This is a genomic window from Ralstonia psammae, assembly GCF_958405935.1.
In the GTDB taxonomy this organism is placed as follows: domain Bacteria; phylum Pseudomonadota; class Gammaproteobacteria; order Burkholderiales; family Burkholderiaceae; genus Ralstonia; species Ralstonia psammae.
Genome location: NZ_CATZBU010000001.1, coordinates 30,519 through 56,134 on the forward strand (window position 1 = coordinate 30,519; position 25,616 = coordinate 56,134).

26 protein-coding genes, 1 tRNA gene and 1 riboswitch are annotated in these 25,616 nt (G+C 62.8%); of the genes, 6 read left to right on the top strand and 21 right to left on the bottom strand.

Annotated features, from left to right (window positions below; genetic code table 11):
* Positions 1 to 6: 6 nt before the first annotated feature.
* The 14 genes from R2N16_RS00175 to R2N16_RS00240 form a co-directional block, all read right to left on the bottom strand.
* On the bottom strand, positions 7 to 909 hold the full coding sequence (locus R2N16_RS00175) for a TauD/TfdA dioxygenase family protein (protein ID WP_316663353.1): 903 nt from the start codon (positions 907 to 909) through the stop codon (positions 7 to 9).
* Positions 910 to 997: 88 nt separating this feature from the next.
* The gene (locus tag R2N16_RS00180; RefSeq protein ID WP_316663355.1) at positions 998 to 2,170 is read right to left on the bottom strand and encodes an acyl-CoA dehydrogenase family protein; all 1,173 of its coding nucleotides are present in this window, start codon (positions 2,168 to 2,170) and stop codon (positions 998 to 1,000) included.
* A gap of 101 nt (positions 2,171 to 2,271) precedes the next feature.
* Positions 2,272 to 2,757, bottom strand: coding sequence for a nucleoside 2-deoxyribosyltransferase (locus R2N16_RS00185; RefSeq protein ID WP_316663358.1), 486 nt, complete (start codon positions 2,755 to 2,757; stop codon positions 2,272 to 2,274).
* An 84-nt stretch (positions 2,758 to 2,841) separates the two neighbouring features.
* A tRNA-Lys gene (locus tag R2N16_RS00190) sits at positions 2,842 to 2,917 on the bottom strand.
* A gap of 52 nt (positions 2,918 to 2,969) precedes the next feature.
* On the bottom strand, positions 2,970 to 4,085 hold the full coding sequence (locus R2N16_RS00195; protein ID WP_316663360.1) for a YeeE/YedE family protein: 1,116 nt from the start codon (positions 4,083 to 4,085) through the stop codon (positions 2,970 to 2,972).
* Between the two features lie 6 nt (positions 4,086 to 4,091).
* Positions 4,092 to 4,766 (bottom strand): 7-cyano-7-deazaguanine synthase QueC, encoded by a 675-nt coding sequence (queC, locus tag R2N16_RS00200; protein ID WP_316663362.1) that lies wholly within the window; start codon positions 4,764 to 4,766, stop codon positions 4,092 to 4,094.
* A 162-nt stretch (positions 4,767 to 4,928) separates the two neighbouring features.
* On the bottom strand, positions 4,929 to 5,714 hold the full coding sequence (gene ybgF / locus R2N16_RS00205; protein WP_316663364.1) for a tol-pal system protein YbgF: 786 nt from the start codon (positions 5,712 to 5,714) through the stop codon (positions 4,929 to 4,931).
* Between the two features lie 68 nt (positions 5,715 to 5,782).
* Positions 5,783 to 6,304 (bottom strand): peptidoglycan-associated lipoprotein Pal, encoded by a 522-nt coding sequence (gene pal / locus R2N16_RS00210; RefSeq protein ID WP_004629508.1) that lies wholly within the window; start codon positions 6,302 to 6,304, stop codon positions 5,783 to 5,785.
* Positions 6,305 to 6,333: 29 nt separating this feature from the next.
* Positions 6,334 to 7,638 carry a Tol-Pal system beta propeller repeat protein TolB gene (gene tolB, locus R2N16_RS00215; RefSeq protein WP_316663366.1) on the bottom strand — a complete coding sequence of 435 codons (1,305 nt, stop codon included), beginning with the start codon at positions 7,636 to 7,638 and terminating at the stop codon, positions 6,334 to 6,336.
* Between the two features lie 67 nt (positions 7,639 to 7,705).
* Entirely contained in the window at positions 7,706 to 8,734 is a 1,029-nt protein-coding gene (tolA, locus tag R2N16_RS00220) for a cell envelope integrity protein TolA (protein WP_316663368.1), read from the bottom strand.
* A 37-nt stretch (positions 8,735 to 8,771) separates the two neighbouring features.
* A complete protein-coding gene (gene tolR, locus R2N16_RS00225; protein ID WP_124381876.1) occupies positions 8,772 to 9,206 on the bottom strand; it encodes a protein TolR in 435 nt (144 codons plus the stop codon).
* A 12-nt stretch (positions 9,207 to 9,218) separates the two neighbouring features.
* On the bottom strand, positions 9,219 to 9,911 hold the full coding sequence (tolQ, locus tag R2N16_RS00230) for a protein TolQ (protein ID WP_316663372.1): 693 nt from the start codon (positions 9,909 to 9,911) through the stop codon (positions 9,219 to 9,221).
* Positions 9,908 to 10,312 (bottom strand): tol-pal system-associated acyl-CoA thioesterase, encoded by a 405-nt coding sequence (gene ybgC, locus R2N16_RS00235; RefSeq protein WP_004629519.1) that lies wholly within the window; start codon positions 10,310 to 10,312, stop codon positions 9,908 to 9,910. The genes tolQ and ybgC overlap by 4 nt, the downstream gene beginning before the upstream one ends.
* A gap of 69 nt (positions 10,313 to 10,381) precedes the next feature.
* On the bottom strand, positions 10,382 to 11,134 hold the full coding sequence (locus tag R2N16_RS00240; protein WP_316663375.1) for an SDR family NAD(P)-dependent oxidoreductase: 753 nt from the start codon (positions 11,132 to 11,134) through the stop codon (positions 10,382 to 10,384).
* Between the two features lie 138 nt (positions 11,135 to 11,272).
* Positions 11,273 to 11,401: riboswitch (ZMP/ZTP riboswitch) on the top strand.
* 134 nt (positions 11,402 to 11,535) lie between these two features.
* On the opposite strand from R2N16_RS00240, the gene glyA reads away from it, so the two are divergent.
* Both glyA and nrdR read left to right on the top strand, forming a co-directional pair.
* Complete coding sequence (glyA, locus tag R2N16_RS00245) at positions 11,536 to 12,783, top strand: serine hydroxymethyltransferase (protein ID WP_027677962.1); 1,248 nt, start codon at positions 11,536 to 11,538, stop codon at positions 12,781 to 12,783.
* A 125-nt stretch (positions 12,784 to 12,908) separates the two neighbouring features.
* Positions 12,909 to 13,373 (top strand): transcriptional regulator NrdR, encoded by a 465-nt coding sequence (gene nrdR, locus R2N16_RS00250; protein ID WP_004629525.1) that lies wholly within the window; start codon positions 12,909 to 12,911, stop codon positions 13,371 to 13,373.
* A gap of 160 nt (positions 13,374 to 13,533) precedes the next feature.
* On the opposite strand, the gene R2N16_RS00255 is transcribed toward nrdR, so the two are convergent.
* The 7 genes from R2N16_RS00255 to R2N16_RS00285 all read right to left on the bottom strand — a co-directional run bounded on the left by R2N16_RS00255 (position 13,534) and on the right by R2N16_RS00285 (position 21,462).
* Positions 13,534 to 14,106 (bottom strand): energy transducer TonB, encoded by a 573-nt coding sequence (locus R2N16_RS00255; protein WP_316663379.1) that lies wholly within the window; start codon positions 14,104 to 14,106, stop codon positions 13,534 to 13,536.
* Positions 14,107 to 14,214: 108 nt separating this feature from the next.
* On the bottom strand, positions 14,215 to 17,994 hold the full coding sequence (locus R2N16_RS00260; RefSeq protein ID WP_316663380.1) for a pilus assembly protein: 3,780 nt from the start codon (positions 17,992 to 17,994) through the stop codon (positions 14,215 to 14,217).
* Positions 17,995 to 18,008: 14 nt separating this feature from the next.
* Positions 18,009 to 18,623, bottom strand: a complete 615-nt coding sequence (locus R2N16_RS00265) for a pilus assembly PilX family protein (RefSeq protein WP_316663381.1) — start codon at positions 18,621 to 18,623, stop codon at positions 18,009 to 18,011.
* A gap of 2 nt (positions 18,624 to 18,625) precedes the next feature.
* Positions 18,626 to 19,873, bottom strand: a complete 1,248-nt coding sequence (locus R2N16_RS00270) for a PilW family protein (protein ID WP_316663382.1) — start codon at positions 19,871 to 19,873, stop codon at positions 18,626 to 18,628.
* Positions 19,870 to 20,355: a type IV pilus modification PilV family protein gene (locus tag R2N16_RS00275; RefSeq protein ID WP_316663384.1), complete on the bottom strand. Its 486-nt coding sequence runs from the start codon at positions 20,353 to 20,355 to the stop codon at positions 19,870 to 19,872. The genes R2N16_RS00270 and R2N16_RS00275 overlap by 4 nt, the downstream gene beginning before the upstream one ends.
* On the bottom strand, positions 20,342 to 20,947 hold the full coding sequence (locus tag R2N16_RS00280; protein WP_316663386.1) for a GspH/FimT family pseudopilin: 606 nt from the start codon (positions 20,945 to 20,947) through the stop codon (positions 20,342 to 20,344). Before R2N16_RS00280 ends, R2N16_RS00275 begins: the two co-directional genes overlap by 14 nt.
* On the bottom strand, positions 20,941 to 21,462 hold the full coding sequence (locus R2N16_RS00285; RefSeq protein ID WP_316663388.1) for a type IV pilin protein: 522 nt from the start codon (positions 21,460 to 21,462) through the stop codon (positions 20,941 to 20,943). Before R2N16_RS00285 ends, R2N16_RS00280 begins: the two co-directional genes overlap by 7 nt.
* 577 nt (positions 21,463 to 22,039) lie before the next feature.
* On the opposite strand from R2N16_RS00285, the gene R2N16_RS00290 reads away from it, so the two are divergent.
* The 4 genes from R2N16_RS00290 to R2N16_RS00305 are packed head-to-tail and all read left to right on the top strand — an operon-like array spanning position 22,040 to position 25,608.
* On the top strand, positions 22,040 to 22,231 hold the full coding sequence (locus R2N16_RS00290) for a type IV pilus modification PilV family protein (protein WP_316663389.1): 192 nt from the start codon (positions 22,040 to 22,042) through the stop codon (positions 22,229 to 22,231).
* A 1-nt stretch (position 22,232) separates the two neighbouring features.
* Positions 22,233 to 23,171 carry a PilW family protein gene (locus R2N16_RS00295; protein WP_316663391.1) on the top strand — a complete coding sequence of 313 codons (939 nt, stop codon included), beginning with the start codon at positions 22,233 to 22,235 and terminating at the stop codon, positions 23,169 to 23,171.
* Positions 23,165 to 23,782, top strand: coding sequence for a pilus assembly protein PilZ (locus R2N16_RS00300; protein WP_316663393.1), 618 nt, complete (start codon positions 23,165 to 23,167; stop codon positions 23,780 to 23,782). The genes R2N16_RS00295 and R2N16_RS00300 overlap by 7 nt, the downstream gene beginning before the upstream one ends.
* On the top strand, positions 23,779 to 25,608 hold the full coding sequence (locus R2N16_RS00305) for a pilus assembly protein (protein WP_316663395.1): 1,830 nt from the start codon (positions 23,779 to 23,781) through the stop codon (positions 25,606 to 25,608). Before R2N16_RS00300 ends, R2N16_RS00305 begins: the two co-directional genes overlap by 4 nt.
* The last annotated feature ends 8 nt before the right edge of the window (positions 25,609 to 25,616 follow it).

The window sequence follows — 25,616 nt, forward strand, 5'->3', positions numbered from 1 at the left end:
CGACACCTAAACCGGTACGTCGCCTTCAATGGTGGTGCGATGCAGCGTGCGCCGATATTTGTCCGGGCACCCTGGCGCGAAGTGGATGGTTGAACGGTTATCCCAGAACAGCATGTCGCCGTCGCGCCAGCGGTGCGTGTAGACGTTGTCGGTGCGGATGCTGTGGGCGAAGAGCTGCTCCAGCACGTTGGTGCTTTCGCCTGCGGACAGACCGAGGATGTGCGAGGTGAAGCCCTCGTTGACGAAGAGCGCGCGCTTGCCCGTTTCCGGATGCCTGCGCACAACGGGATGATCGACCGGCGGCACCGCATCGCGCTGTGCTTGCGTGAGTGGCGGGCGCCAGGTCGATAGCGCGCGCAGTCGCTCGTAGCGGTACACATACGAATGCACCGCGCGGCGGCCTTCGATCACGCGCTTGAGATCGGCGGGCAGCGTTTCGTATGCGCGAACCATGTTCGCGAACAGCGTGTCGCCACCCTCTTCCGGCAATTCACGGGTCAGCAACATTGAACCGAGGCTCGGCAGCGGCTTGTAGGAGAGGTCCGAGTGCCAGTCCCGCCCCGCATCGCCCAGGCCGATCGGCTTGCCGTTCTCGACCACGTTGGAGACGACCAGGATTTCCGGATATCCGGGCAGATGGAACTGGTTCAGCACGTGCACCTGCTGCGGCCCGAAGCGGCGACTGAACGCAACCTGCGCTTGCGGCGTGAACTGCACGTCACGGAAGACCAGCAAGCCGTCGTGCGCGAGCCAGGCCTGGCGGATGACGGCGATGTCGGCGTCAGACAGATCGGCCGCATCGCCCAGGCCCAGTATTTCTGCGCCCAGCGGCGCATCAGGCAAGCGGCGAACGTGGAAGCGGGCCGTGTGAACGGCGGGTGCATCAGCGGCAACAACGGCGTCTGACATGATGAAAGCACGCGGCAATCGATGAATTCCACATTACACCGTCTGCGCCCGCGCGCGCCAACGAAGGAATCCGCAGATCGATACGCGTTCAACCGTAGACGGTGGCGTCGGGCAGGATGCCTTCCAGTGCGTAGCGGCCGATGGCGCGCAGCTTGTAGTCGAGCGGATCGTGCAATGTGTGCGTGCGCGCGTTGCGCCAGAAACGGTCGAGCGCCAGCGCCGCCTTGGTCGAACGTGCGCCCGTCGCCTCGAACAATTCCTGCGCGATGAACAATGCGGCGCGATGCGCCAACACCTTGGCCTCGGCCGTGGCCAGCGACACCTCTGCACGCTCATTGGCGCTGAGCGCAGCGCCTTTACGCCACGCGCGGTCCAACCGCTGGATGGCACGGTCGGCCAGCGCTTCTGCAGCCAGCGATTGCACCCGCATCTCGCCAAAGCGGTGGATTTGGTAGGGATCGTCCGCCGCGCGCTCCACGCCTGACGTGATCCACGGCCGTGACGATTGCAGCGTGTGCTTGCGCGCTTCGTCCAGCGCGCCTGCGGCAATGCCGGTGTAGAGATTGACGAGCACGTTCTGGGCGATGCAGGAGCGCAAGGTCTGATATGGCGTGAGGACGACTTCGGGGCGGACCAGCACTTCGTCTTCGCTGACCTGCACGTGCCGGAATTGCACAGACGCGCTGTCGGTCTGGCGCTGCCCGATCGGATGCCAGTCGTCGCGCACCGTGATGCCGTAGCGCGCTGTTGGCACCACCGCCACAACGGGGTTGCCGCTGGCCGCGTCGTGGGCAGACACGACCATCACATCCGAGCCGAGCGTGCCAGAACAGAAACCCTTTTCGCCATCGAGCAGCCAGCCGCCGCCCACGCGCTGTGCGCGCAGGCGGTGGTCGAGCGGATTGACGGCGTTGCCCCACCACCAGCCCAGCTCTGCGGTCGGTCGCAGGAAGCGTTCGCGCTGCGCGTCGGAGCCGTATAAATAGACGGTCGCGGTTTGCAGATACTGGAACGCGAGCAAGTGCCCGAGCGAGCTGTCGATCGCGGCAATGGCGCGCACGGTGGCAAAGGCATCAGCCCAACTGACGCCGGCTCCGCCGTATTGCGTGGGGATAACCAGTGGCAGCAAGCCCGCGCGCGCAATCGCAGCTTTTTCGTGCGCGGCATGGCCGCCTTGCTGGTCGCGTTGCGCAGCGGTTGCTGCCAGCTCAGCCAGCAGGTGCGTAAGGTCAGGAAGTTGATACAGATCGTCGAGCTTCATGCGCGTGCCTCGCCTCGGAGACGCTATCCGGTGCAGGCACTATACGGACGGCCCCAGCCGCCCTGAAGGAAGCAATCCGCATACGGATATCCAGCGCGCAACTATGCGTAGTGCGCGCGCATGCACTCCAGGCACTCGCGCGCATCACCGACCACGAGGTGGCAACTGCAAGCGATCATGAGGTTGCGCGGCAAGCCGAAATCTTCCACGGTCCAGCCGTCGGCATCGTTGCCATTGATGTTCGGCACCTGCTCGACGAGCGGCACCGCGGGCACGTTGTAGCACCACACGTCTTTGCCGCGGGCGATGGCGTAGCCAATTTCGAAGCACGTGCCGGAATCGGGCTCGTGGCCGCGAAAATCCGCGACGTTGGCGATCACAGCATCAGCAGAGTCGATCAGCGCGATGTTCTGGCGGTAGATCTCCGCGGCGGTCGCACGGCCATCGGCCTGTGGGGCGATTGCATTGTCGAGCGGGTAGAGGCCGGTAAAGCCGAATTCCGCGCACAGCATCTTGAGCGCTTCGCCATGGGAAGCGGGTTGCGGGCGGAAGACATCGGGACCGGCGAGGTAGAGGCGCACAGGCATGACCGTAGTCGCGGGAGTGACATGCGCAGGATAGCGCCGCACAAAGACAAAGGGCCCGACATTGCTGTCGAGCCCTCTGAAATTTGGTGGGTCCTGCGGGATTCGAACCCGCGACCAATAGATTAAAAGTCTACTGCTCTACCGACTGAGCTAAAGACCCCAAAGACCGCGATTATAGGAAGATACCTGCGATTCTGTCAACGCCTGTCAGGTCAGATCAGGCGGTCCATCCGCCACGTCTGGTAGCGGAACGCCAGCACCGCGCCGATCACGATGCCGGCCAGCGCAATGAACGAGCCGATCGCCAGCGTTGACACGCCCGACAATCCCTGTCCGATCGTGCAGCCCAGCGCCGTGACTCCGCCAATGCCCATCAGGATGCCGCCAACGATGTGATTGCCGGTGTCCTCGGCATTGGCAAAGCCCTCCCAACGGAACGTGCGCATCGCCAGCGCCACTGCCGCCGAGCCGGCAATGACGCCCAGCACGCTCACGATGCCGACGGTCAGCACCTTCGACGTATCGCTGAAGAACATCAGCCACTCCAGCGTGTACGACACCGGGGCCACGAAGCTCAGCGCTTCCATGCGCCCGCTGTTGGTCGCCACAAACGCTTCCTGCAGCGTGTTCGGATCTTCCTGTACGTAACCAAGATGCCCCGACACGTACCACATGCCGACGATGATGAGCCCGACGCCAATGCCGCCGAGCAGGTTGTCACCCGTGCGGAAATCGCGTCCGAACAGCGCCCACAGCGACAACGCCCCGCCGATGACCAGCGCCAGCACCAGGCGCAGCATGCGCGCATCGACGGAGAACGCGTGGCCCAGTACGCTGGGCAAATCCTGGGGTGTCGTCAACGCAATGGCAACGCTGTCCACCGTTGCCACACGCGCCACGCCAAACACGCCCTTGAGCGTCATGTACGCCGCCAGCCCCAGGAACACGAACACCACGACCGACTTGAGATTGCCGCCGCCGATGCGCACCAGCGTCTTGCTGCCGCACCCCGAGCCTAGCACCATGCCGAAGCCGAACAGCAGCCCACCCACCAGTGACGACAGCCACAGCAGCTTGCTCGCCGTGTAGATCGTCTTGCTCGTATCGATCAGGCCAAGCCAGCTCAGGCACCCTGTGCCGATCATCGCCACGCCGATGGCCAGTGCCCACATGCGCAGCCGGTTCCAGTCGCCGATGTTGACGACGTCGGACACCGCACCCATCGTGCAGAAGTGCGTGCGCTGAAGGACGGCGCCAAACACGAACGTAAGCGCGAACGTCCCCCACAGCACCGTGTGGGACAACGCGTTGAGATCGATATCGGGCATGGTGCGTCAGACGTAGCGGGTGGGGTCGGGCACGCCGGCGGCGTCAAACCCGGCCTTGCGGATGCGACACGAATCGCACACGCCGCAAGCACGGCCGTCGTCGTCGGCCTTGTAGCAAGACACGGTCATGCCATAGTCCACGCCCAGCCGCACGCCGGCCTGGATGATCTCCGCCTTGGTCATGTCGATGATGGGTGCGTTCACGCGGATGCGCTCGCCTTCCACGCCGGCCTTCGTCGCCAGGTTGGCGAGCGTTTCGTAAGCGGCAACGTATTCGGGACGGCAATCCGGGTAGCCGGAGTAGTCCACCGCATTCGCGCCAAAGAACAGGTCACGTGCGCCAACCGCCTCGGCCCAGCCAAGCGCCAGCGACAGCATGATCGTGTTGCGCGCCGGCACATACGTGATGGGGATGCCGGATTGCGCGCCGTCGGTCGGCACGTCGAGCGCATCGTCCGTCAACGCGGAACCGCCGAACTTGCGCAAGTCCAGATCGACGATTTCATGGCGCACTGCGCCGAGCGCCGCCGCCACTTTCTTGGCCGCCTCCAGCTCGGACGAGTGACGCTGGCCGTACCGCATCGACAGCGCGTAAGTCTCAAAGCCGGCGGCATTGGCGATGGCGAGCACGGTGGCAGAGTCCAGTCCGCCGGAGAGCAGGACGATGGCGCGTTTTTTCATGTGCGAAGCCTTGCAAAGCAAATCGGGAAGGCCCGCATTTTAGCGTGCCGCCGCCCCGCCCGCGCCCGGCGCGGCATATGCCGGCCATTTGGCGCCCCATGAAAAACGCCCGCCGGTGCAACCACGGGCGGGCGATTGTTCACGTGCCGAGCGGCTTGCCGATCAGCGCATGGTCTTCAGGCGGCTTTGCGCGGTCTTGGCCTGCTCGGTGCCAGGATACTGCGAAGCCACCGATTCCAGCGTCTTGCGTGCAGCTGCCTTCTGGCCCGACTCGCCCTGGTTGGTCGCCACCTGCAGCAGCGCATCGGGTGCCTTCGGATGCTGCGGGTTGCTGCGCGCCATGTTCTCCAGCACGTAGCTCGAGCCTTTGTAGTCGCGCTGCGCATAGAGCGCATTGCCCAGCCAGAACTGCGCCAGCGGCAGATACGGGCTTTGCGGATACTTCTTCACGAACGCCGAGAACTGGTTGCCCGCGCCCTTGAAGTCTCCGGCCTGGAATGTCTTGAGCGCAGCGTCATATTCCGGCTTCTCGCCCGGCTGGACCATGCCTTCGCGACCGTCGACCGTGGCTTGCTGCGGCTCGAACTTCTTTAGGCGCGCATCGAGGTCGGAGTAGTAGTCCTTCTGCTGCTTGGTCAGCGTATCGACGCTGTTCTGCAGCACTTCGTTCTGCCCGCGCAGGCGCGCCACTTCGGATTTGAGCGTCTCGATCTGGTTTTGCGCGTCGATCAGGTTCTTGCTGTTCTGATCGATGCGCTGGGCCGCCGTCGACTGGAAGTTGTTGAACTTGTCGCGCATGTCGATGATGGCGCGGCGCGCCTCATCGTCGTCAAACACCCCCGCTGCCGCCGGGCCGGCCATGGTGAGGGCGCCACCCGCGACGAGCGTCGCCATCAGGATGGCCCGACGCGTGGCCCCATAAGCGCGCTGTTTCATCATCGTATTCATGTGATTGCCAACGTAAGAACGCCGGCCGCAACCTCGCAGCCGGCGCGTTCCACTTCAAACCGTACCGATCAATAGACGATATCGGCGCGGCGGTTCTGTGCCCACGAGTCTTCGTCGTGGCCGGTCGCTTGCGGCTTTTCCTTGCCCAGGCTCACGGCTTCCATCTGGCTGTCAGGCACGCCCATCGACGACAGGGCGCGACGCACGGCCTCGGCACGCTTCTGGCCCAGTGCGAGGTTGTATTCGCTCGTGCCGCGCTCGTCGGTGTTGCCCTGGATCAGGACCTTGCGCTGGTTGTGCGATTGCAGGTAGCGCGAGTGCTGGCCCAGCAGGCCTTGGTACTCCGACTTGACCGAGTAGCTGTCGAAATCAAAGTAGATGCTGCGCTTGGCCAGCGGGCTGTTGGGGTCGGTCAGCTCGTCACGGCCCACGTCCACCGGGGTCACCGTACGGGCATCAGCGCCCGTGCCGGCGGCACCGCCCGTACCGTTCTTGGCGGTGTCATCGAGCTTCACGCCCGAGCTGCAAGCGCCCAGGGCCAGCAGCGCGGCAATGGCTGCAAGTTTGATCATGGTTTGGGACTTCGACATGTCCGATTTCTCCTAGTGGAACAGTTTCGTTATTGCATGAAAGGACCCCACGCCGGCTCACGCACTTCGCCGGCCTGGAGGGAAAGAACCTGACGCGTACGGCCATCGGTCGACACGGCGGCCAACACCGATTTGCCGCCCACGCGCGTGGAATACAGGATGAACTTCCCGTTGGCCGCGAAGCTCGGCGATTCATCGTACGACGTGTCTGTCAGCGCATTCACATCGCCGTTGGACAAGTCTTGCGTGTACAGACGGAACGCGCCGCCCACGCGCGAGATATAGGCCAGCAGCTTGCCGTCCGGCGACACACGGGGGCTCGTGTTGTAGCCGCCCTTGAACGTCACGCGTTGCGCACCGCCCGACTCTTCGCCGTCCACCGACATGCGATAGATCTGCGGTGCACCGCCACGGTCGCTGGTGAAGTAGATGTAACGGCCATCGGGCGAGAACGAGGGCTCGGTATCGATCGCGCTGCTGCGGCTCAGGCGGCGCAGGCCCGAGCCATCGGCGTTGACCAGGTAGACCTGCGTATTGCCATCGCGCGAGAGCGACACCGCCACGTGGCGGCCATCCGGCGACCAGGCCGGCGCCGAGTTGTTGCCCTTCTGGTTCGAGATGACCGTGCGACGGCCTGCCACCAGGTCATGCACGTACACCACCGGCTTCTTGCTCTCGAACGACACATACGCGACCTTGGTGCCGTCCGGCGACCACGACGGCGAGATGATCGGCTCATTGCTCGTCAATGCAATCTGCGGGTTGGCGCCGTCCGAGTCGGAAATCTGCAGCTGGAAGCGGCGACCCACCTTGGACACGTACGACAGCCGCGTCGCAAAAATACCGCGCTCGCCAATCAGCTTCTGGTAGATGTAATCGGCGATTTCGTGCGCGGCCAGGCGCAGTTGGCCAGGGCCCCGCGTGAGCGACAGGCCGCCCAGGCTTTCGCCCTTGGCGGTGTCGTACAGACGGAAGCGGATTTCGTAGCGGTCGCCGTTGCGGGTCACGGTGCCGCCCACGAATGCTGCAGCGCCCTTGACTTTCCACGCGCCGAGGTCAGGCGCGGGGCTCTCCGGCACCACGGCGCCGGCAACATCGACGTTGGAGAAGCGGCCGCTGCGCGCCAGGTCCGCCCGGACGATGGCCGATAGGTTTTGCGGAGCCTGCGACTCGCCCTGGAAGTTGGCGATCGCGATCGGGTACTGACTGGCGCCGACGCCCGAGATCTCCACGTTGAGCTGGGCATGGGCCACGCCCGCGCACGCCGCGGTCAGCAGCAGTGCTTGCGCTGCGCGCCGGAACATCGGGATCCACATCGTTCGCATCATGTTCATCTTCCCTACTATCAAATCCGGAATCTGAGTACCGGTGGCCAGCGCCGCCCGGGCGGGCGCCGACCGGTTATTCCTTCGGCCGGAACGTCAGGATGACGCTCGACGGCGCTTTGCCATTGGTATCGCGTGGCAGCGGGTCAGAACGCTCGACCGCACGCATCACAGCTTCGTCATAGGCACCGTTGCCGCTCGATTTCGTCAGGCGTTTGGACAGGATCGAACCATCCGGCGCCATCTGCACCGACACGACCGCCGACGGGTTGCCACTGACGGCCGAAGGATCGAACAGGATGTTCGGCTTGACCTTGGCCCGCACACGCTCGGCGTACCCGGCCGACGCTGTACCGCCCGTGCCCTGGGCATTGCCGACACCACCGCCGGAGCCCGCCACTGTGCCAGTCGCACCCGCGCCCGCCATCGCGCGTAGCCGATCCAGCTGCGCCTGGCGTTGTGCATTGGCGCGCGATTCATTCGCCTTACGCTCGGCGTCGGCCTTGGCTTTGGCTTCTGCGGCGGCCTTGGCTTTCAGTTCCTTCTGCTTCGCATCGGCCTCTGCCTTGGCCTTCGCTTCTGCCTGGGCTTGCAGTTGCGCATTCTTGCGGGCCTGCGCCGCGTCCGCAGCGGCCTTTTCAGCGGCCTTTTCCTTGGCCTGCTGTTCGGCCAGGGCCTTGCGTTGGAGTTCCGCCTGACGGGCTTGCTGCTCTTCCTTCAGACGGGCCTGACGCTGTGTTTCGGCGCGTTCTTCCGCGGCGCGGCGGGCGAGTTCGGCCTCACGGGCCGCAGCAGCTTCCTGCTCACGCTTGCGCTTCTGCTGCTCCAGCGCGATATCGGCTTCCTCTTCCACCTTGGCCGGCGGCGCCTTGATCACCGGTTCCGGCTTGACGTCCGGCACCGGCGCGGCCTGCTGCACGGCCTGCTGAACCGCTGCCTCGTCCCAAAGCTCGGCCTCTTCGCCGCGCGGGGTGCTGCTCTGCCACTGCACGCCAAAGTACAGAAAGACCAGCAGCAGAATGTGTGTCAGGACCGCCAGCCCGAACGCGCGCAGCGTTCCGCGCTCGCGAACAGGCTCGTAACGGTGCAATGACGTCGTAGCCATGACGTTCAGATTGCCTCGCCCGGGTTCATCAACGTGCTCATGACGATTTCACCATCAGGCCGACGCGCTTCACGCCATCGCCCTTGAGCACGCTCATCACCGTCAACACGCGGTCGTATTGAACCGACTTGTCGGCAGCTATCACGACGGGCTGATCGGGGTTTTCGTCAGTGCGCTGCTTCACAAATGCGCGCAGCTCGTTGTTGTTGGCGAGCTTCTGCTCGGTTGCTCCCGAACCTGTCTTGACGCGAGCAAGGATCGTGCCGTCGCCCTTGATTGTCACGACGATGGGCGGCTGGGTCTGCTGCGGCGTGGCGTTGGCCACCGATGGCAGATTGACCACGCCCGGGTTCACCACGGGTGCCGCCACCATGAAGATGACCAGCAGCACAAGCATCACGTCGATGTACGGAACGACGTTGATGTCGGCCTTGGCCCGTCGGGCGCGGCGCGTTCGCTGGATCGTAGCCATGAGCGCGGCTCCTTAGCGCGTCTGGCGCTGGAGGATGTTCGAGAACTCTTCCATGAAGCTCTCGAACCGGTTGGCCAAGCGGTCCAACTCGGTGGCGTAGCGGTTGTAGGCGATCACCGCCGGAATGGCCGCAAACAGGCCGATGGCCGTAGCGACCAGCGCTTCGGCAATCCCGGGCGCCACCGCCGACAGCGTCGCCTGCTGCACGTTGGACAGGCCGCGGAAGGCGTTCATGATCCCCCAGACGGTGCCGAACAGGCCGATATACGGGCTGACCGAGCCGACCGACGCCAGAAACGGCAGGTGCGATTCGAGCGAGTCCATCTCGCGCTGGTAGGCCGCACGCATGGCACGACGCGAAGCATCGAGAATGGCGCTGGGGTCGCCACCGCCGCGCTGCAGTTCGCGCGCCTTGAGGTATTCGCGCATGCCAGCTTCAAAGATGCGCTCAAGCGCCCCAGTGGTGTGTCGGTTGTTGGCGGCGCTTTGATACAGCGCCTGCAGGTCGCCGCCGGCCCAGAAATCGCGCTCGAACGATTCGGTCTGGCTGCGCGCGGCGCGCAGGGCAAACGCTTTGCGGAAGATGTACGTCCAGGAGAACAGCGACATCACCAGCAGCAGGCCCATGACGAATTGGACCAAGAGGCTGGCGTGCAGCACCAGCGAGACGATCGACAGATCTTGTGTGACCTCGACGGGATTCATGCGGCGGCTTTGATGGTTGCGAGTACGGGAGCGGGAATCGGGGTCGGCCGGAAAGTGAGCCGGTCGACACATCCAACACGAATCGTGCCTGATGCGAGTAAAACGTCGCCACGCCAGCCTTCCTGGGCGAATTGGACCGACGCGGGGCCGACCCGTTCCATACGCGAACGAATCTGCAGCAGGTCATCCAGGCGTGCCGGCGCGCGGTAATCCACGGCGGTGCTGCGCACCACAAAAATGGCGCCGGTCGTGTCGGCCAGCGCCTGCTGATCGACCCCTAGCGCGCGCAGCCACTCGGTGCGGGCGCGCTCAAAAAATTTCAAATAGTTGGCGTAAAACACCACGCCACCTGCGTCGGTATCTTCCCAATACACGCGCAGGTTCCAGTCAAAAGAAGCCATCAGGTAATTTTACCAAGACGCAAGTGACAGCCAGCCATCCACCGACCGGCCGAGGGCTTGCGCTGGAATTCAGGCCATGCCTCGTGTCAGGCTCGTGGCCGAGAATGACTGGCAAACGGGCATCAGCTCCATCGCGTTGACATTGAAGTGCGCGGGAAGCGCCGCCATCCAGTAGACGGCCTCGGCGATGTCGTCGGCAGTCAGCGCTTCTGTGCCTTCGTAGACCTTCTCCACACGGGCATCGTCGCCCTTGAAACGCACGTTGGAAAACTCTGTGCCCGAGCAAAGACCCGGCTCAACGTTTGATACGCGCACGCGGGTACCGGTCAGATCCGCCCGCAAGTTCAATGAGAACTGACGGACGAAGGCCTTGGTGGCGCCATATACGTTGCCGCCCGGGTACGGGTACGTCCCCGCGATCGAGCCGATGTTGATGACGTGGCCGCGGTTGCGCTCGACCATGGCCGGAAGTAACGCACGCGTCATATGAACCAACCCCGAGCAGTTGGTGCCGATCATGCGATCCCAATCGGTCAGGTCAGCGCGCTGGGCGGGCTCGAGACCCAGAGCCAGACCGGCGTTGTTGACCAGCACGTCGACTTCGCGCCAGCCCTCGGGCAGCGTGCCCGGCAGCGCAGCAACGGCATCGGCATCCAGCACGTCCAGCACGAACGGCAGCACGGCGTCGCCCAATTCAGCCTTGAGCGCGTCGAGACGGTCCTGGCGGCGGCCTGCCGCGATCACACGATGGCCTTCTCGCACAAAACGCCGCGCGATGGCCGCGCCGAACCCGGCCGTTGCGCCGGTCACGAATACGATCATGGAAGTGTCTCCGGGCCTAAAAAAGCGAAAGATCAGAGTTTACCTGAAGCCTTGTGCCCTATTGCACCGCAATGTGCGTGTCTGCACGCCCGCTTCTTGCAGCCGCCATGGGGCTGTCGTACACTCGCGGGCAACCATTCCACCTTGCGCGACTGGCGAATCCTGAAGCCGCTTCAGCGGCTTCGACATGTGGGCAGCGACCACGAGGAAGCGCAAGGTTTCTGGCGTCATGCACAACGGCGCCTGCCGCTCGCCTGGGCAGCGAATGGGAAGCACAGGGTGACTTGGACACCCGCTGCGATCGGCCAACACCGGGCGCAGTCGTTCAAGCCGCGCGCATGTTTCCCCACGCCTCGCCCGATCTCCGCCATTTCCGTTTCGTTTCAGACCAGACACTCGCCATGTTCGAACGCAGCCGCTATACGATCGACCAGATCGATCCCGAAATCTTCGCCGCCATCCAGAAGGAAAATCAGCGTCAGGAAGACCACATCGAGCTGATTGCCTCCGAGAACTACACCTCCCCGGCCGTGATGGCCGCGCAGGGCTCGCAACTGACCAACAAGTACGCCGAGGGCTACCCCGGCAAGCGTTACTACGGCGGTTGCGAATACGTGGACGTGGTGGAACAACTGGCCATCGACCGCGTAAAGCAACTCTTTGGGGCCGAAGCCGCCAACGTACAGCCGAACTCAGGCTCGCAGGCCAACCAGGGTGTGTTCTTCGCCGTGCTCAAGCCGGGCGACACGATCATGGGCATGAGCCTGGCCGAAGGCGGCCACCTGACGCACGGCATGGCGCTCAACATGAGCGGCAAGTGGTTCAACGTGGTGAGCTACGGCCTGAACGCGCAGGAAGACATCGATTACGACGCGCTTGAAGCCCTGGCGCAGGAAAAGAAGCCGAAGCTGATCATCGCCGGCGCCTCGGCGTTTGCGCTGCGCATCGATTTCGAGCGCATCGGCAAGATCGCCAAGTCGATCGGTGCGTACTTCATGGTGGACATGGCGCACTACGCCGGCCTGATCGCCGCGGGCGTGTATCCGAACCCGGTGCCGCACGCCGACTTCGTGACGACGACCACGCACAAGAGCCTGCGCGGTCCGCGCGGCGGCGTGATCCTGATGAAGGCCGAGCACGAGAAGGCCATCAACTCGGCGATCTTCCCGGGTATCCAGGGCGGCCCGCTGATGCACGTGATCGCCGGCAAGGCGGTGGCGTTCAAGGAAGCGCTGTCGCCGGAATTCAAGGCCTACCAGCAACAGGTGGTGAAGAACGCTGCCGCCATGGCCGAAACGCTGATGGCCCGCGGCCTGCGCATCGTCTCGGGCCGCACCGAAAGCCACGTGATGCTGGTCGACCTGCGCGCCAAGAAGATCACCGGCAAGGAAGCCGAGAAAGTGCTGGGTGACGCACACATCACCGTCAACAAGAACGCCATCCCGAACGACCCGGAAAAGCCGTTCGTGACGTCGGGCGTGCGCCTCGGTTCGCCGGCCATGACCACGCGCGGCTTCAAGGAAGCGGAGGCCGTGAAGGTCGCTCACCTGATCGCCGATGTGCTGGACAATCCGCACGACGAAGCGAACATCGCCGCCGTGCGCGCCAAGGTGGCTGAGCTGACCAAGCAGTTCCCGGTCTACGCCTAAGGCATCCGCCGATGGCCGGATCTTCCGGCCACGTAGTACCCTGCCGCGATGCGCCTACCCGGGCCATCGCGGCGTTGTTCTTTTAGCGCAGTGCGTTCTTTGAGGTTGCCGAGGAGACCACCGGCATGAAATGCCCCTTTTGCGGCCACGCGGCCACCCAGGTGATTGATACCCGCATGTCGGAAGAAGGCGACACCGTACGCCGCCGCCGCCGCTGCGAATCCTGCGACCGCCGCTTCACCACCTACGAACGCATCGAGCTGTTCTTCCCGGCCGTCGTCAAAAAGAACGGCAGCCGCGTCGATTACGACCGTAACAAGGTCAAGGATTCCATGCGCCTGGCGCTGCGCAAGCGCCCCGTTTCCGCCGAAGCCATCGACGAGGCCATCGCCCGCATCGAAGAAAAACTCCTCAGCCACGGCGAGAAGGAAATCGGCAGCGACCGCGTGGGCGAGCTGGTGATGCGCGAACTCAAGCGGCTGGACAAGATCGGGTACATCCGGTTCGCGTCGGTGTACCGGAGTTTTGAGGATCTCGCGGAGTTTCGCGACGTGCTGGACGAGGTTGCGGCGACGAATGTGCGGAAATAACGCTTTGGGCGGGGTTTTGAAGCGGATCGAGTCCGTCGTTGTTGCGGTGTGACACCGCAGCCGTGCGCCGTCTTCGCACTAGCCGCGAAACGGCGACAGCGGGACGCGCCTGACCACGAATTCCCGCGCCGAACCCCTCGATACACCACTGCAACGCAAGCTAGCGCTTTTCAGGCGGTTCAATCTGAAATTCCAAGTCCCGCATCGCCGCTACATCCATACCCAGGCGCTTGGCGGGAACGAAGCGTGTCTCCATGAGTACCAGAGCCAATCTGGCTGCGGCTACGCGATTTCCTTCACTGGCGCGGATAATTTCGGCGCGCACGACGGCACCATCACGGTCGATATAAACGCGCAACATCATCGATGATGGGTCTGTCACGAGCCCCATCACTTCCAGAAGCTCAAGCGTGCTCGCCGGCAAGGCTTGGCGATCCACTTCCGCAGAGGTATAGAACCGAAGCCCCTCAACCTCCCCGGGAAGGGAGGCGCCCCGCGTGGGTGCTTGTGGAGAAAGACTTGCCTCGGTGGGTAAGCTGGCTTTTCGCGGAGAGACCGGCAGCACCGAAGGCGCAGGCGGGAACGGCACTCCTGTGCCATGCTTCGCGCCATCGCTCGCGGCTTCCGCAGCGGGAGTTACCAGGAGGCTGACGAACAACGGCCGCTGATCACCTGACGATTTGTCGCCCAGTGCTTGTGGCGTCCAAAATCCGGCAGCATGCAGAAGGGCCAAGTGGCCCGCCGCAGCAACCGCCCAGCCGATCCACGCACGCCTCATACAACCGATCTTTCCTTGACCTTCTGCGGCACGTCGAGGAGCGGTGCCATTGTCCGGTCGCCGTTAGTCAGCCGTAGGAACTTCACGCCAATTGATCTGGCGAATCGCCTGCACCACCGTCGGTACCAATGGTACGGAATTGATGGCGCTGTTGTCGGTACCCGCCTCCAGCCGGACAGAACCATTGACATTCAGATAGGACAGATCGACTACCAGTCCGCCACCCGCGAAGTACGGCTGTAGCACCCCCGCACTATTGACAACGCGGCTGATACCGGTACCGATGTCCATCGAGAACACCCGATTCGTCCCGGACGGATTGCATGCATCTCCGTTCGGTAAATTGGCAGCAAACGACACCGTACCGAAGTTCGAAACCGGCGCCACGTTGACGCGTTCGGCCACGCCGTTGGACGACTGGCTCAAGTCAATGTAGTACCCCATGACCGATGTCGGCGCACTACCGATCCCTTTCAACAGATTGGCGTCCGCATTGAGATCCTTGCGCTGGATCGGAAAAGTGACGCCGGTCGGAAGATCAGTGCTGTTGTTAAAGCGTTGCACCACGCCATCGTAGATGACGTAGAAGCTCTGCGTCTGGGTGCTGGCGATATCTGTGCTGCCGAGCAGACGGCCGGTGCCAACCATGACGTAGCGCTTGAGCGAGTTGGGCTGAATCTCAATCAACGGCGGTGTCGTGACGGGCTGCGGATTTCCGCTCGGGTCGGTCAGCTTCGCGATCTGCGTCGGTGCCGGATAAGCGCCGCTTGTTCCCGTAAGATCGAAACGCCAGACGTTGCCCAGCAGATCGCCTGCATAGATCGAGTCGGCAGTGTTATCGGTGTAATCGGCAACGTAGGCGGACGCATATGCCAAGCCCGCGGGATTGCTTACAGAACCGACTCCGGTCGAAATCGATTCCAGCAACGCACCGGTCGCAGGGTTCAGGATGAAGAGCCAGCCCACGCCGTCGGCGTTGTTGTAGCCCGACGGAACAGCAACAATCCACCCATACTTCTTGGTCTTGACGACAATCGGGTCCCCATAGGTGAAGCCCAGAGTTCCCAGTCGTGAATCGGATGGGCCACCGAATTCCCACATCACTTTCCCGGCCAGGGCAGTCTCACTGGTCACCGTCGTGGGGTCGGTAATGTCCAGCGCATAGTAGCCCTTGCCGCCCTTGCCCAGACCGCCGATCAGAATCGTGCGCCAGCTCGACGTGCTCGACGAAGATGGCTTGGCGCCGCCCGCGCGGGCCAAGTCGATATCGAATGCCTGCGGCGTGGCATCGACCATGGCATGGTGGACGAAATTGGTGCCCGACAAACCGAGCGATGCCAGACCATTGACCGTCGACGTGCAAGTGCCTGAAGTGCACGGCCCTTGGTAAAGGAAGCTCGGCACATAGGCAAACAGTTCGTTGCCACTGGTTGTGTTGCCGATCGTGCCGTCGAACGCGTGCATCATGCCGTCGTTCGCACCAACGTAGACGACCGGGTTGCGATTGGCGTAGGTGCTCTTGAAGGATGCATAGCCTGGGTTGGTCGCGCTAGACAGCACGGCAATGGGCGGTCCCACGGCATCCACTTTCGAGCCAACAATGTCACCGAGCAAACTGGTGCGCTGGCGATAGACCGCCTTGCCGCTGGTCCCTTCGTTGGTGCGGTCTCCGCGCAGGTAATTGAGGAAGTCCTGGTTGTTCCAGTTCTTCATCGCCGAATTGCTGAGCGCGCTCTGGTTGGCTGTCGTCAGCTTCGCGAACTGGAACGGAACACCTTGCGCGGCCCCAACGGTATTGCTGGTGGCAATCAGGCGTGCCGAACTCGATTGGCCCGCGAGTTGCGCTTGTGCGGACCAAGCCTTCGTCTGCGTGGGCAGCCCGGTCTTGGCATCAAAACTGAGCGAACTACCGACGACGTCTCCGCTCCAGGTTGACGAGTTGTAGGAAGCCGAATATCCAATGTTGCCGGTCAAGCTCACATTAGCGGAAGAGACCGCCAGCGCCGTGGTGGCCGCCTGAATATCGTTGGAAATGTTCTGGAATGCGGAATTCAGGCCGTTCACCATCAGGTCAGCCTGACCTGCCAGATAGTAGTTGTCCGGCATCGGCTTGCCGTTGGGGTCGGTATTGCCGCTCACGTTCCAAAGCGACTGCGCCAGCGCCGTAGTGTTGCTCGTGTTGTAGTTGCTCGGGACACTGAAGCCGCCGTACTTTGCCGCCAGCCAGAATTGGTTCTGGTAGCGGTATGTTTGGTACTCCTGCACATCCAGCCAATAGGTGGAGATGGTCTGGATCTTGGACTTGTTACCCAGGCTGTCCTTGAAATCGTTCGGGCGAATATCCCGCACGTGCGAATCGTAGGCAAGCCCGGCCATCAGGTAGGTATTGCCGTTACAGCACGGCGGCGAAATCTTGTTGAGATTGCTGATGCCTTCCATTTGCCCCACGAGGTTGGTCGCGGAATCCACATTGACCGTGGTATCGCTCGAAACCTCCGAGGGCAGCGCCGGTTCATTGCTACTTCTGATCGTACTGCCTGGCAAATTGGCATCCGCATGGGTATTGATGTCACCGATGCCCAGGATGTAGTTCTTCTGGCAGGAATACTGGATGGGGTCATCCCATGTCTGGATGACCGGGAAGCCGTCTATCTGGGTGGTCGTGGCGTTGGACGAATAGCTGGCCACGTTGCCGAGGTTCTTGTAGTAACGGATGCCCGCGTAGTACAGCTCGCCAACGGGGTCATACGTCTTATAGTTTTGCGAGGTCGAGCCGAACTTGTTGAGGTAGTTCATGACCCCGCTGTTCGTCACCCCGGTTGCCGTGGCGTCGGAAGTGTCGGGGTTGCTCACCATCGTGCCGTCCGTTGCACTCCATTCGGCCACCGAGTTGGTCGTGGGGTTCTTGCCCGGAACCGGCTGGGTAGGGCCAATGAACTTCATCCTGGCACGCAGCACCCCGCCATCGCGCTTGATGTTCGAGTCGTTGAGGTACCCAAACGCACCAAAACGGATGCGCTGGGAGTACTGCTGCATCAGTCCTTCGGGCTTGTAGTTGCTGCCGTACTTCGTACAGTTCGTCTCCAGTTGCGATGGGTCGCACACCTTCACACGGGCATAGACCCACCATACCTTGGATGAACGTGTCGTCGCTCCCGGAACGTATGTATTGACCGTGTCGTTATCCAGATCACCACTACTGGTGAAATACAGTTTGTTGCCCGCCCCGTAGATGCGCACGCCAATGCTGTTCCAACTAAACGGCGAGATTGCCGCCACGGTGGAGCTGCCACTGATGGTGCGGTTTGGGGTTTCACCAGAGCCGCCCTGACCAGAGGCCCAGGCCTTCTCGAGCACAGTCAGCGATGCCGTATCCGTGACGCGATAGCCGCCCGTCAGCGCCCATCGAAATGGATCGATGGTCTGCATTGCAGCCCAGTTCAGGAACGCACCGCTCCAGTAGTTCTTACCGCTGGCGCACTGGAAATTGCTATCCGCCGCGGTGGCCGGAACGAAATAATTGTTGGCGTCGACGTTGCTGTCGTAGTTGTACGTATAGCACTTGAGCGGATCGAAGTAGCCCAGGTACTTGACCCCCGCCGAATAGCTGCTGACGTACGCAATGCTGTTGGCAGTCGGATATTCCACCGACAGCGACAGCAGCAAATTGCCCGGCACCGACACGGAACTGAAGAGCGGCTGGTCTGCAAGATCGGTTTGTGCTGCCGACACCTGCAGCACAACCAGCGCCAGGGCGCTCGTGAGCAAGCGCCGCAGGAAAGTCGTCAAGGAAGGGCTCCGCGAAGCGCTGGCCTTCCAACCTCGGTCACGATTGGCGTGCATGGTAGTTCAGCAACTCAGAGAGAAACAGTGGTCTGTAGGAAGGTCTGGCTACTTCGCGGCCCATCGACTCGTACGCTGATACGGTAGACGGGCACCGACGGAGGCTGGGCCTGACCGCGATACGGTAGGACCGTCCCCCCCTTAGCAGAGCCAATGGAGCTGACCACGCAAGCGTTCGCAGGGTCAGTCGAGCCTACTGCGGTACACAGGCGATCGATCATGTAATAGACAGTAATGCCGTCACCGCCATTGATCTTGGTGTTGGCAACTTCCGTCGTCAGGGCGACCAGATTGTTTGGAATGCCGTGCTTGTCCGTTGCTTGCATCGTCGCGTAGTAGCCGCTCGCCGGTTGGTTGCTCTGTCGCGTCGCTTCCAGGTTGAGTGCCCCACTGGTCAGGGCCGTCTTGGCGGCAACAATGCCCAGCTCACCACGATTGGTCATATCCCGCTTGAACGCAAGGTTGCCCGCGTTGAACAGTGCGGCGTCGGAGGAGCGAAACACCGCCACGGTACCGATGGCCAAGATGGCGACGGCAATGAGCGCGATCAGGAGAACAACGCCCGACTGACGCCGGCGCAACACGATGCGCAGGGCACGACTCGGACGAACATTTGGCGTGGTCAGCATCGTCAGCGCTGCAACAACGTGTTGCGCAGAGGGATCGTCGTTTCCAGAACGCGGTAGCGATAGTTTTGCTCCGCGCCTTTAAGGGTCCGTGTGTAGGCCAGGCCCGGTACGTCGGCAAACAGAACGAGGGGCCCCGGGCTGACGACGCCCGTCGCGGTGACGGCGCTGCCCCCCCCCACAAATTGCTGTGCTCGCTCGGGCAACGACGTGCGCAGGATCAGGCCAATACGTACAGCCTTGATCGCATAAAGATTCGCCGCGGCGGTCTGCGTGCCATTGGACAATGTCGTCGCGTCGAACGCGCCCGTGGGAGCTTGCCAACTGACGTTTCCGGTGTTGTTCGGATCGATGCCGTACAGGGCATGCATTTCCATCACGCCGTCTGCAAGCGGGACGGCAGAATAGCCATTGCCTGCCGATTGCAGCAAGTCGTAGAACATCAATGTGTTGTTCGCTCCCACGCCATACAAACCGAAGCCCGGCAAGTTGCCCCCCCCCACGTTGCCCAGATTCATCGCAACACCTGTCGCAGAGATACTGCTTGCGTTGCCATCCAGGCCAACCGATGCGTCATACGCACCGGCCAGCGGCAATTGCGTTGCGACACTGCCCGTAAAAGCCGCTTGCACCTGCCCAACATAGCAGGGCTGTACGTTGCCTTTGGCGTTATTGCGGTCCGCCACGAGCACTAGATTGCCCGCGTTGAACGTCATGGTGTTGATGAGGCTGAGGTTCACCACGCTTCCGGAGATCGACGGTGCGGTACCGGAAAACTCAGTAGGAATCTCGCCATAGCCGGCATTGCCTGCCATTGTGATCAGCGCATCAGAACTACCGGTTGCCAGCGGCGTGCCGTTCTGTACGATCAATAGCGGCACCAGCCCGAACCCGCCGAGCAGTGTCGGTAGATTGGAAAACGGCGCCGGAATCTTGGCCGGTGATGGAAGAATCTGATCACCGCTCAGATTGACATTGAGGTGGCAGCCATAGGTTAGCGGCCAGTTCTGGGAATAGCCGGAACCCGCACTGCGTATTGCCTTGTCGAGCTGGTACAAGGCAAACACGCCGCTTTGGTTGATGTCGTTGACAGACGTCGTGGTGCGTTTTCGGCCCTCGGAGACGCTCATCAGGCCAAACACCGCCCCCACGATGACCATGCTGACGACCAATGCCACCATCAGCTCGATCAGGCTGAGGCCGGTCTGGCGAGCAGCACGCAATGGCCGCTTGTATGGAATCCGGGCGCTCACGGCAGCACCACCTGCGTTACATACTGGCTCGTACCGCTCATACCGGCGGACGCATTCACTCCGTGAGAAGGCGCCTGCCAGGTAATGGTGATCGTCGCGATATTGGTGGTGCTATCGACGGAGACCGAACCCGTGCCGTTGGGCAGGCCGCCCAGGCCGCTACTGACGGGGCTTGATGCAGTAGCGGTCCTGTAGCTGACATTGGTGCCAACCATCGTTTGCCATGCAGCCACTGAGGATGCTGGCAGATTGACTGTATGGTTCTGCCACATCATGCTCGCAAGCTCATTGGCCAGCAAGGCAGCACGATTCCGGTCCTCGGCATCAACGGATACCTGGGACGCACGGATCTGCGCCATGACCATGGCCGTCAATGCAACGGTCAGCAGAATCATCGCGACCAGCACTTCGATGAGCGTCATTCCGCTCTGCGAGCCTCGGCCGCTACAAACGCGATGGGAAACTGGATTAGGCGCACGCATCTGGGCTGCTCTGCGACAGGGACTTGCTCGGATCGCACACACGGATCAAACCGCCAAGACTTACGGTCACGTTGAGCGCACGTGCGGAAGCGAAGCGGCTGTTCGTAACGTTGTAAGTGACCGTACCCGAGGGGGGAATGCTGCAGTTGTAGGTGCCATCGTTGAGCGTGGTCAGGCGGCCCAGCGAATTGAAACAGATCGAAGCCGGCCCCGTAATCTGCGCGTTCGGCGCAGTCGCACCAATGGCACCACTTTGCACCATCATCGCTGCGCTGCTGTCCGTCTCGCTTGCGGTAATGTTGGCAATGACTGTCACAACCCAGTTCTTGCCGTTGGCTTGTGCGGTCACCCCGGCCGCAGGTGCGCTGTTGGTCAGCGCGAGCGCCACTTGACGATGGCGGCGCGTGGCTTCGGCTTGAGCGACGCGCAAACCGTTTTGCAGCGATTCGGCCGCAGTGCGGACTTGCGCATCCTGAATCCAGCTCGTAAAACCTGGTGCCGCCATGAGCAGCAAAAAGGCAAACACGGAAACCGTGACGATCAATTCGATCAATGTGAAGCCATGGCGCCGGGCGCCCCCGCCGATCAGCACGACTGCCCTCGCTTGGTCACCCAGCACGTCGTGGAAGTGTTCCAGCCGGTGGGTGCAGTCTTGGTTTGCTGAACGTTTGCTTCATTCACCGTGTAAGTGAAGCCCGCTGTGGTTCCGGAACCCGTCGCGGTCATCGTGTAGGTGTTGCCTGTGTTCCCGATCGTGCAAGCCAACGAAAACTCGGCGACAGCCGAAATCGCCTGACAAGGCGGCGTAAATGACCCGACCGCCGCGTAAGTGCGGTTATCTTGGTAATACTGCTCCATCTGCGCGCGGATGCCCGCGAGCATATTGGTAACGTTGGCAAGCTTGCCACGCGTGATGTAGTCGGTATAGCTGGGATACGCAATCGTGGCCAAAATGGCGACGATTGCCACGGTGATCATGAGTTCGACAAGCGTGAACCCAGATGCAAGCGCAACCGCCGGGCGGCACCGCCCCCTTCTGATCGAAGAGGAACCCGCAAAACCGGACTTACGCGGCACGCTTGCGTTGGCGCAGAGCGGCGCAGACATATCAGCGTCGCCGCAGAATAATCAACTGCGGAAGCGTTTCCTTGACCCAATACATATAGCCCCCCGGCTGCTTTAAACGACAGACGCACCACAGTGCGCCATTCCCGATTACCCGATTACATTCTTTTGATTCTGCTGCCTGTGATATCCGGCAGACCGACGCCAGGTCGAATTTTCGCAATCATGGAGGATTCGGCTGATCAGTGTCAATAGGCCTTGGCCGTCGGGTGAACGTCACTTGTTGGAGCGACGCAACCCTGGGTTTGCCCAGGGATCAAGTGGACACCCCCTACCGATGGTTTGTCCGAATACGGGGCGCCGGTCGAGATGACGGGCGGCTTTCAGGAATGGTCGGTAGATCCCCGGCCCACCCTACATCGTTCGTCCCCAGCAGGGATTCTTAATCGATTACCACCGAACAGGCGTCTGCCGAGAAATTCCGCCGCACCATAACGAAACGCCAGCACGTCAAGGCAAATACCCACCTTTACGGTCAAACAGGATATTGACCATATATGACAGTCATACGGCCAGATTCGCACTAACTTGAGTGGCTTTCCGAATCGTCTGCCGACTCATGTCACTCCATCTCCGCCCGGCCCGCCAAGACGGCGCCATCCTCATCGAATCCCTCATCGCCCTCGCTGTCCTGTCAGTCGGAGCGGCGACCTTTTTCCGGGCATTCGACTACCTGGAAGGACTCGGCCACGCGGCCAGCCAGCTCGGTGCTGCGGGACGAAGCACACTCGAACAGACGCAGACCCACTGAAATGCGGCGCCCTCCAATCCGGGCGGCCCGCGGTGTGTCGCTGGTTGAGTTGCTGGTCGGCATGATCATCGCCTTGATCATCCTGGGCATCGCGCTGCAGCTCACCTTGGTTGCGCGAGCGCGCTACGAGCGCCTGGCCGACGAAGCACTGATCGAAGACCGCGGCATGCAGGCGCTGGACCTCATCAGCCGCGCCGTACAACAGGCTGGGTGGATCACGGATACGCCGGCGTCTTCCGCGGTGCGCCGATGGCCTGATGCCGATGGGACGCCCTCGCTGGTCGGCCAAGACGACTGCGGAGGCCCTCGTATGCTTCCGGCGCTGACTTGCCAGGCGGGCGCCCCCGTCGTCGCGCACAGCGATGCCCTGCTGATCCGCTTCGCGGGTCGCAGCACCGAACCCAATGGCCGGGATAACGATGGTGCAACGCGGGACTGCACTGGCCATGGCGTACCCGAGCGCATCGCTGGAGAAAGCGACCCGCGTGCGGGTTACATGCTCCTGTATATCGCACGTAGCTCCGACGCGGAGCGCGCGCCGCAGCTGATGTGCAGATCCATCAAGCGCGATTACGAGCACTCACCAGAGGAAGCCACCGGCGACGGCTTCGTGCGGGGCGTGGAAACTCTTCAACTGCTATACACGCTCGGCCCAACGGCGACATCGCCGGCCGTGACCAAATCAGCGCGCGCAATGGACGACAACGACTGGCATCGCGTCCAGCGTGTCCACGTGGCAGTGGTTGTGCGCGGCGAGAGGTTTGCGGCCAATGCCGCACAATCGGAACACATCGCGCTGTTCCCGGTGCTTGCATCACCGGAGGGCATGCAGCCGGAGGATGTGAGCTTCATGCCGGCGGAGCCGCGCCGCCATCGCGCACGCTTCACGATCACGCTGGCCGTGCGCAACCCGCTGCGCTGCGAGGTGGACGCATGCTGAACCCGCACATGCGCGATGGCGGCTTCTCCATCATCTCCGTCGCCGGTGCGCTGATCATCATGAGCTTGCTGATGGCGGCCGCATTGCACCTCGTGCTCGATCATCGGCGCCGGGCATCCCTGTTTGCCGACCACGCGCTCGCGCAGCAGGAAGCCGAAGCGGCACTCGCTGCTGCTGAATGCCGGATCGCCGTTGCCACCGGCACGCCCCGTCGGGAGAGCTGCGATGCCACGCTCGACGCCGAGGAGATGGCAGCCTTGGACCCCTCCACACTTGCCGGCTTTGTGCCGGGCCGCTGCGGGACCGGCATGACGCGCGGTCTGTGCTGGCCGCTGCAGGAGCAGCCTGCGCAATCGCTTTCCAGACTGTTGGCCGATGAACCCGACGCGGCAACCCTGTCGCCTACCGTTCAAACCGGTGCACGCCAGCCGGCCTTACCGGCGCGCTACGTCATCGAGCCGATTCCCGATGGGTTATCCGGCCATTGGGTCCACGCAGGCTCGGCACACGCGCCCTCGCTGTTCCGCATTACCGCTGTCGGCTTTGGCACGGACAGGGAAATCAACGTGATGCTTCAAACGGTCTATCGACCGCAGGTGGGCGGACCATGAAGACATGGCGCATTGGCATGTGGCTCGTGGCCGCTTTGTCAGGCTCGACGATGGCAGAGATCGGCGACCATCCCGCCGGCCAACTGCCAACCCATATCGTCATCGCCCGTGGCGATGACGCTTGGAGCGGCCGGCTGCGTGCCCTGCAGTTCTTGCCAACGCTCGGCACACTGGACGCTCCCGCGCCGCCTGATCGCTGGGAAGCCGCGCAATTGCTCGATAGCACGCCGCCCGATGCGCGACACCTGTGGACGTTCCGCCATGGCGATTCGTCTGCGCATATACCTGCCGCATTACGCTGGGCGGCGTTGTCGGAGGCACAGCAAGCAGCCATCGATGCGGACGACGCGCGAGGGGCCATACGCCTCGACTATCTGCGCGGCGTACGACGCGACGAAAACGATGGCGCTGGCTTGCGGCCACGCCGCTCCGTGCTAGGTGCCATGCGCGGCGCACACGTACAGATGCTCGGGCCGCCTGGTTTTTTACTCGACCCACGCCATGCTCCCTTCCGGGCGGAGCATGCGCGCCGCCCCTGGATGGCCTATGTCGGCGCCAACGACGGCATGCTGCACGGCTTTGATGCACGCACCGGCGTAGAGCGCTTCGCCGTCATGTCGGACACGGTTCTTCCGCTGGCCGCGCGCACTGCCTCTTCTGGGCAACCGGCGCCCGCCCCGGTGTGCAGCCGCCCTTTTGCCGCGGATGCGTGGACCGGTTCGCAATGGCATTCGGTCCTGGCATGCACCAACGGCGCGATGGGAACAGGCCTGTTCCTGGTCGACGTGACCGACCCGACCGGGTACACACCGCCTGCCATGCTCTCGTATGACGCCAGCGACGACGCTTCCATAGGGCGCATGCACGGGCCCATCCCGATCGTGCCGTTGGTCGATGGCGGCGCGGGGCAACCACGCTGGTTCGCCATCACCGGCAACGGCGAGGGCGATGCCAGCGCGGAAAGCCGCCTGGTGTTGCTGGCGCTGGATCAGCCCCGCGCATCGCCTTGGCAGCAGAACCGGACGGCCTATGGCATCACGGTCCCACACGTTGCAAGCCGTGGCGGCCTGGGCGCCCCTGCGGTGGCATTGGGACCGCAAGGGCGAGCCACCTTCGCCTATGCCGCCGACCGGCACGGCCAGATCTGGCGTTTCGACCTGACCGGTGCACCGCCTTGGCCACGCGCACTCGGCGCCAACGAAACGCAGCGGCGCACGCCCTTCTTCACTGCGACATCGCACGGCGGGGTTGCCCAGCACATACAGGGCCCTGTTCTTTTGGCAGCCACCGCCCACGGTCCGATGCTGGTCTTCACCGCCGTCGATGGACACGGCAACGCCACGCTGTATGGCGTTGCAGACAACGGCAAAGGCGACCTCACCCGGGAAAGCCTGGAGGGCCGCGTCACGACCGACTCCCCGGACGGCACCGTCATCCGTCCTGAAGGACCACAGACGGTGAATGGCTGGCGCATAGATTTGCCACCCGGCCAGGCGCCCCAGGACCTGATCGCAGCAGGCACAAGCAGCCTGTTCCTAACGACGCGTGACTTCGCTGGCCGCGATCGCGCCTATCTACTCGACCCGCGCACCGGCCTGCCTGCTGACAAGCATGGCCTCACGGGGCAGGTGCTCACCGGCACACCGCTCATTGCGGCGCAAGCCGCCTCGCCCGTGAAAACGCCCGAAGGCACAACCAGTCAAACCGTTCATACCGGTCTTTGGCAACGCGACGGGGAGCGTATCCGCCTGGTCGACTCACACGCCTACACGCTCCGGCTCGGCAGGGTCGGCTGGCGCGAGATGACGGAAACGGGGGCTCGCTGATGCGCCCG

What these genes read in the sequence shown, in the direction of transcription:
- R2N16_RS00275 (WP_316663384.1), bottom strand. Translation starts at nt 20,355, where the DNA reads ATGCGTGCGCCTAATCCAGTTTCCCATCGCGTTTGTAGCGGCCGAGGC.
- queC (WP_316663362.1), bottom strand. Translation starts at nt 4,766, where the DNA reads ATGAAAAAACGCGCCATCGTCCTGCTCTCCGGCGGACTGGACTCTGCC.
- tolR (WP_124381876.1), bottom strand. Translation starts at nt 9,206, where the DNA reads ATGGCTACGATCCAGCGAACGCGCCGCGCCCGACGGGCCAAGGCCGAC.
- nrdR (WP_004629525.1), top strand. Translation starts at nt 12,909, where the DNA reads ATGAAATGCCCCTTTTGCGGCCACGCGGCCACCCAGGTGATTGATACC.
- R2N16_RS00175 (WP_316663353.1), bottom strand. Translation starts at nt 909, where the DNA reads ATGTCAGACGCCGTTGTTGCCGCTGATGCACCCGCCGTTCACACGGCC.
- R2N16_RS00285 (WP_316663388.1), bottom strand. Translation starts at nt 21,462, where the DNA reads ATGTCTGCGCCGCTCTGCGCCAACGCAAGCGTGCCGCGTAAGTCCGGT.
- R2N16_RS00300 (WP_316663393.1), top strand. Translation starts at nt 23,165, where the DNA reads ATGCTGAACCCGCACATGCGCGATGGCGGCTTCTCCATCATCTCCGTC.
- tolB (WP_316663366.1), bottom strand. Translation starts at nt 7,638, where the DNA reads ATGAACATGATGCGAACGATGTGGATCCCGATGTTCCGGCGCGCAGCG.
- pal (WP_004629508.1), bottom strand. Translation starts at nt 6,304, where the DNA reads ATGTCGAAGTCCCAAACCATGATCAAACTTGCAGCCATTGCCGCGCTG.
- ybgC (WP_004629519.1), bottom strand. Translation starts at nt 10,312, where the DNA reads ATGGCTTCTTTTGACTGGAACCTGCGCGTGTATTGGGAAGATACCGAC.
- R2N16_RS00195 (WP_316663360.1), bottom strand. Translation starts at nt 4,085, where the DNA reads ATGCCCGATATCGATCTCAACGCGTTGTCCCACACGGTGCTGTGGGGG.
- R2N16_RS00240 (WP_316663375.1), bottom strand. Translation starts at nt 11,134, where the DNA reads ATGATCGTATTCGTGACCGGCGCAACGGCCGGGTTCGGCGCGGCCATC.
- R2N16_RS00185 (WP_316663358.1), bottom strand. Translation starts at nt 2,757, where the DNA reads ATGCCTGTGCGCCTCTACCTCGCCGGTCCCGATGTCTTCCGCCCGCAA.
- tolA (WP_316663368.1), bottom strand. Translation starts at nt 8,734, where the DNA reads ATGGCTACGACGTCATTGCACCGTTACGAGCCTGTTCGCGAGCGCGGA.
- R2N16_RS00295 (WP_316663391.1), top strand. Translation starts at nt 22,233, where the DNA reads ATGCGGCGCCCTCCAATCCGGGCGGCCCGCGGTGTGTCGCTGGTTGAG.
- R2N16_RS00265 (WP_316663381.1), bottom strand. Translation starts at nt 18,623, where the DNA reads ATGCTGACCACGCCAAATGTTCGTCCGAGTCGTGCCCTGCGCATCGTG.
- R2N16_RS00260 (WP_316663380.1), bottom strand. Translation starts at nt 17,994, where the DNA reads ATGCACGCCAATCGTGACCGAGGTTGGAAGGCCAGCGCTTCGCGGAGC.
- glyA (WP_027677962.1), top strand. Translation starts at nt 11,536, where the DNA reads ATGTTCGAACGCAGCCGCTATACGATCGACCAGATCGATCCCGAAATC.
- R2N16_RS00180 (WP_316663355.1), bottom strand. Translation starts at nt 2,170, where the DNA reads ATGAAGCTCGACGATCTGTATCAACTTCCTGACCTTACGCACCTGCTG.
- R2N16_RS00305 (WP_316663395.1), top strand. Translation starts at nt 23,779, where the DNA reads ATGAAGACATGGCGCATTGGCATGTGGCTCGTGGCCGCTTTGTCAGGC.
- ybgF (WP_316663364.1), bottom strand. Translation starts at nt 5,714, where the DNA reads ATGAATACGATGATGAAACAGCGCGCTTATGGGGCCACGCGTCGGGCC.
- R2N16_RS00290 (WP_316663389.1), top strand. Translation starts at nt 22,040, where the DNA reads ATGTCACTCCATCTCCGCCCGGCCCGCCAAGACGGCGCCATCCTCATC.
- tolQ (WP_316663372.1), bottom strand. Translation starts at nt 9,911, where the DNA reads ATGAATCCCGTCGAGGTCACACAAGATCTGTCGATCGTCTCGCTGGTG.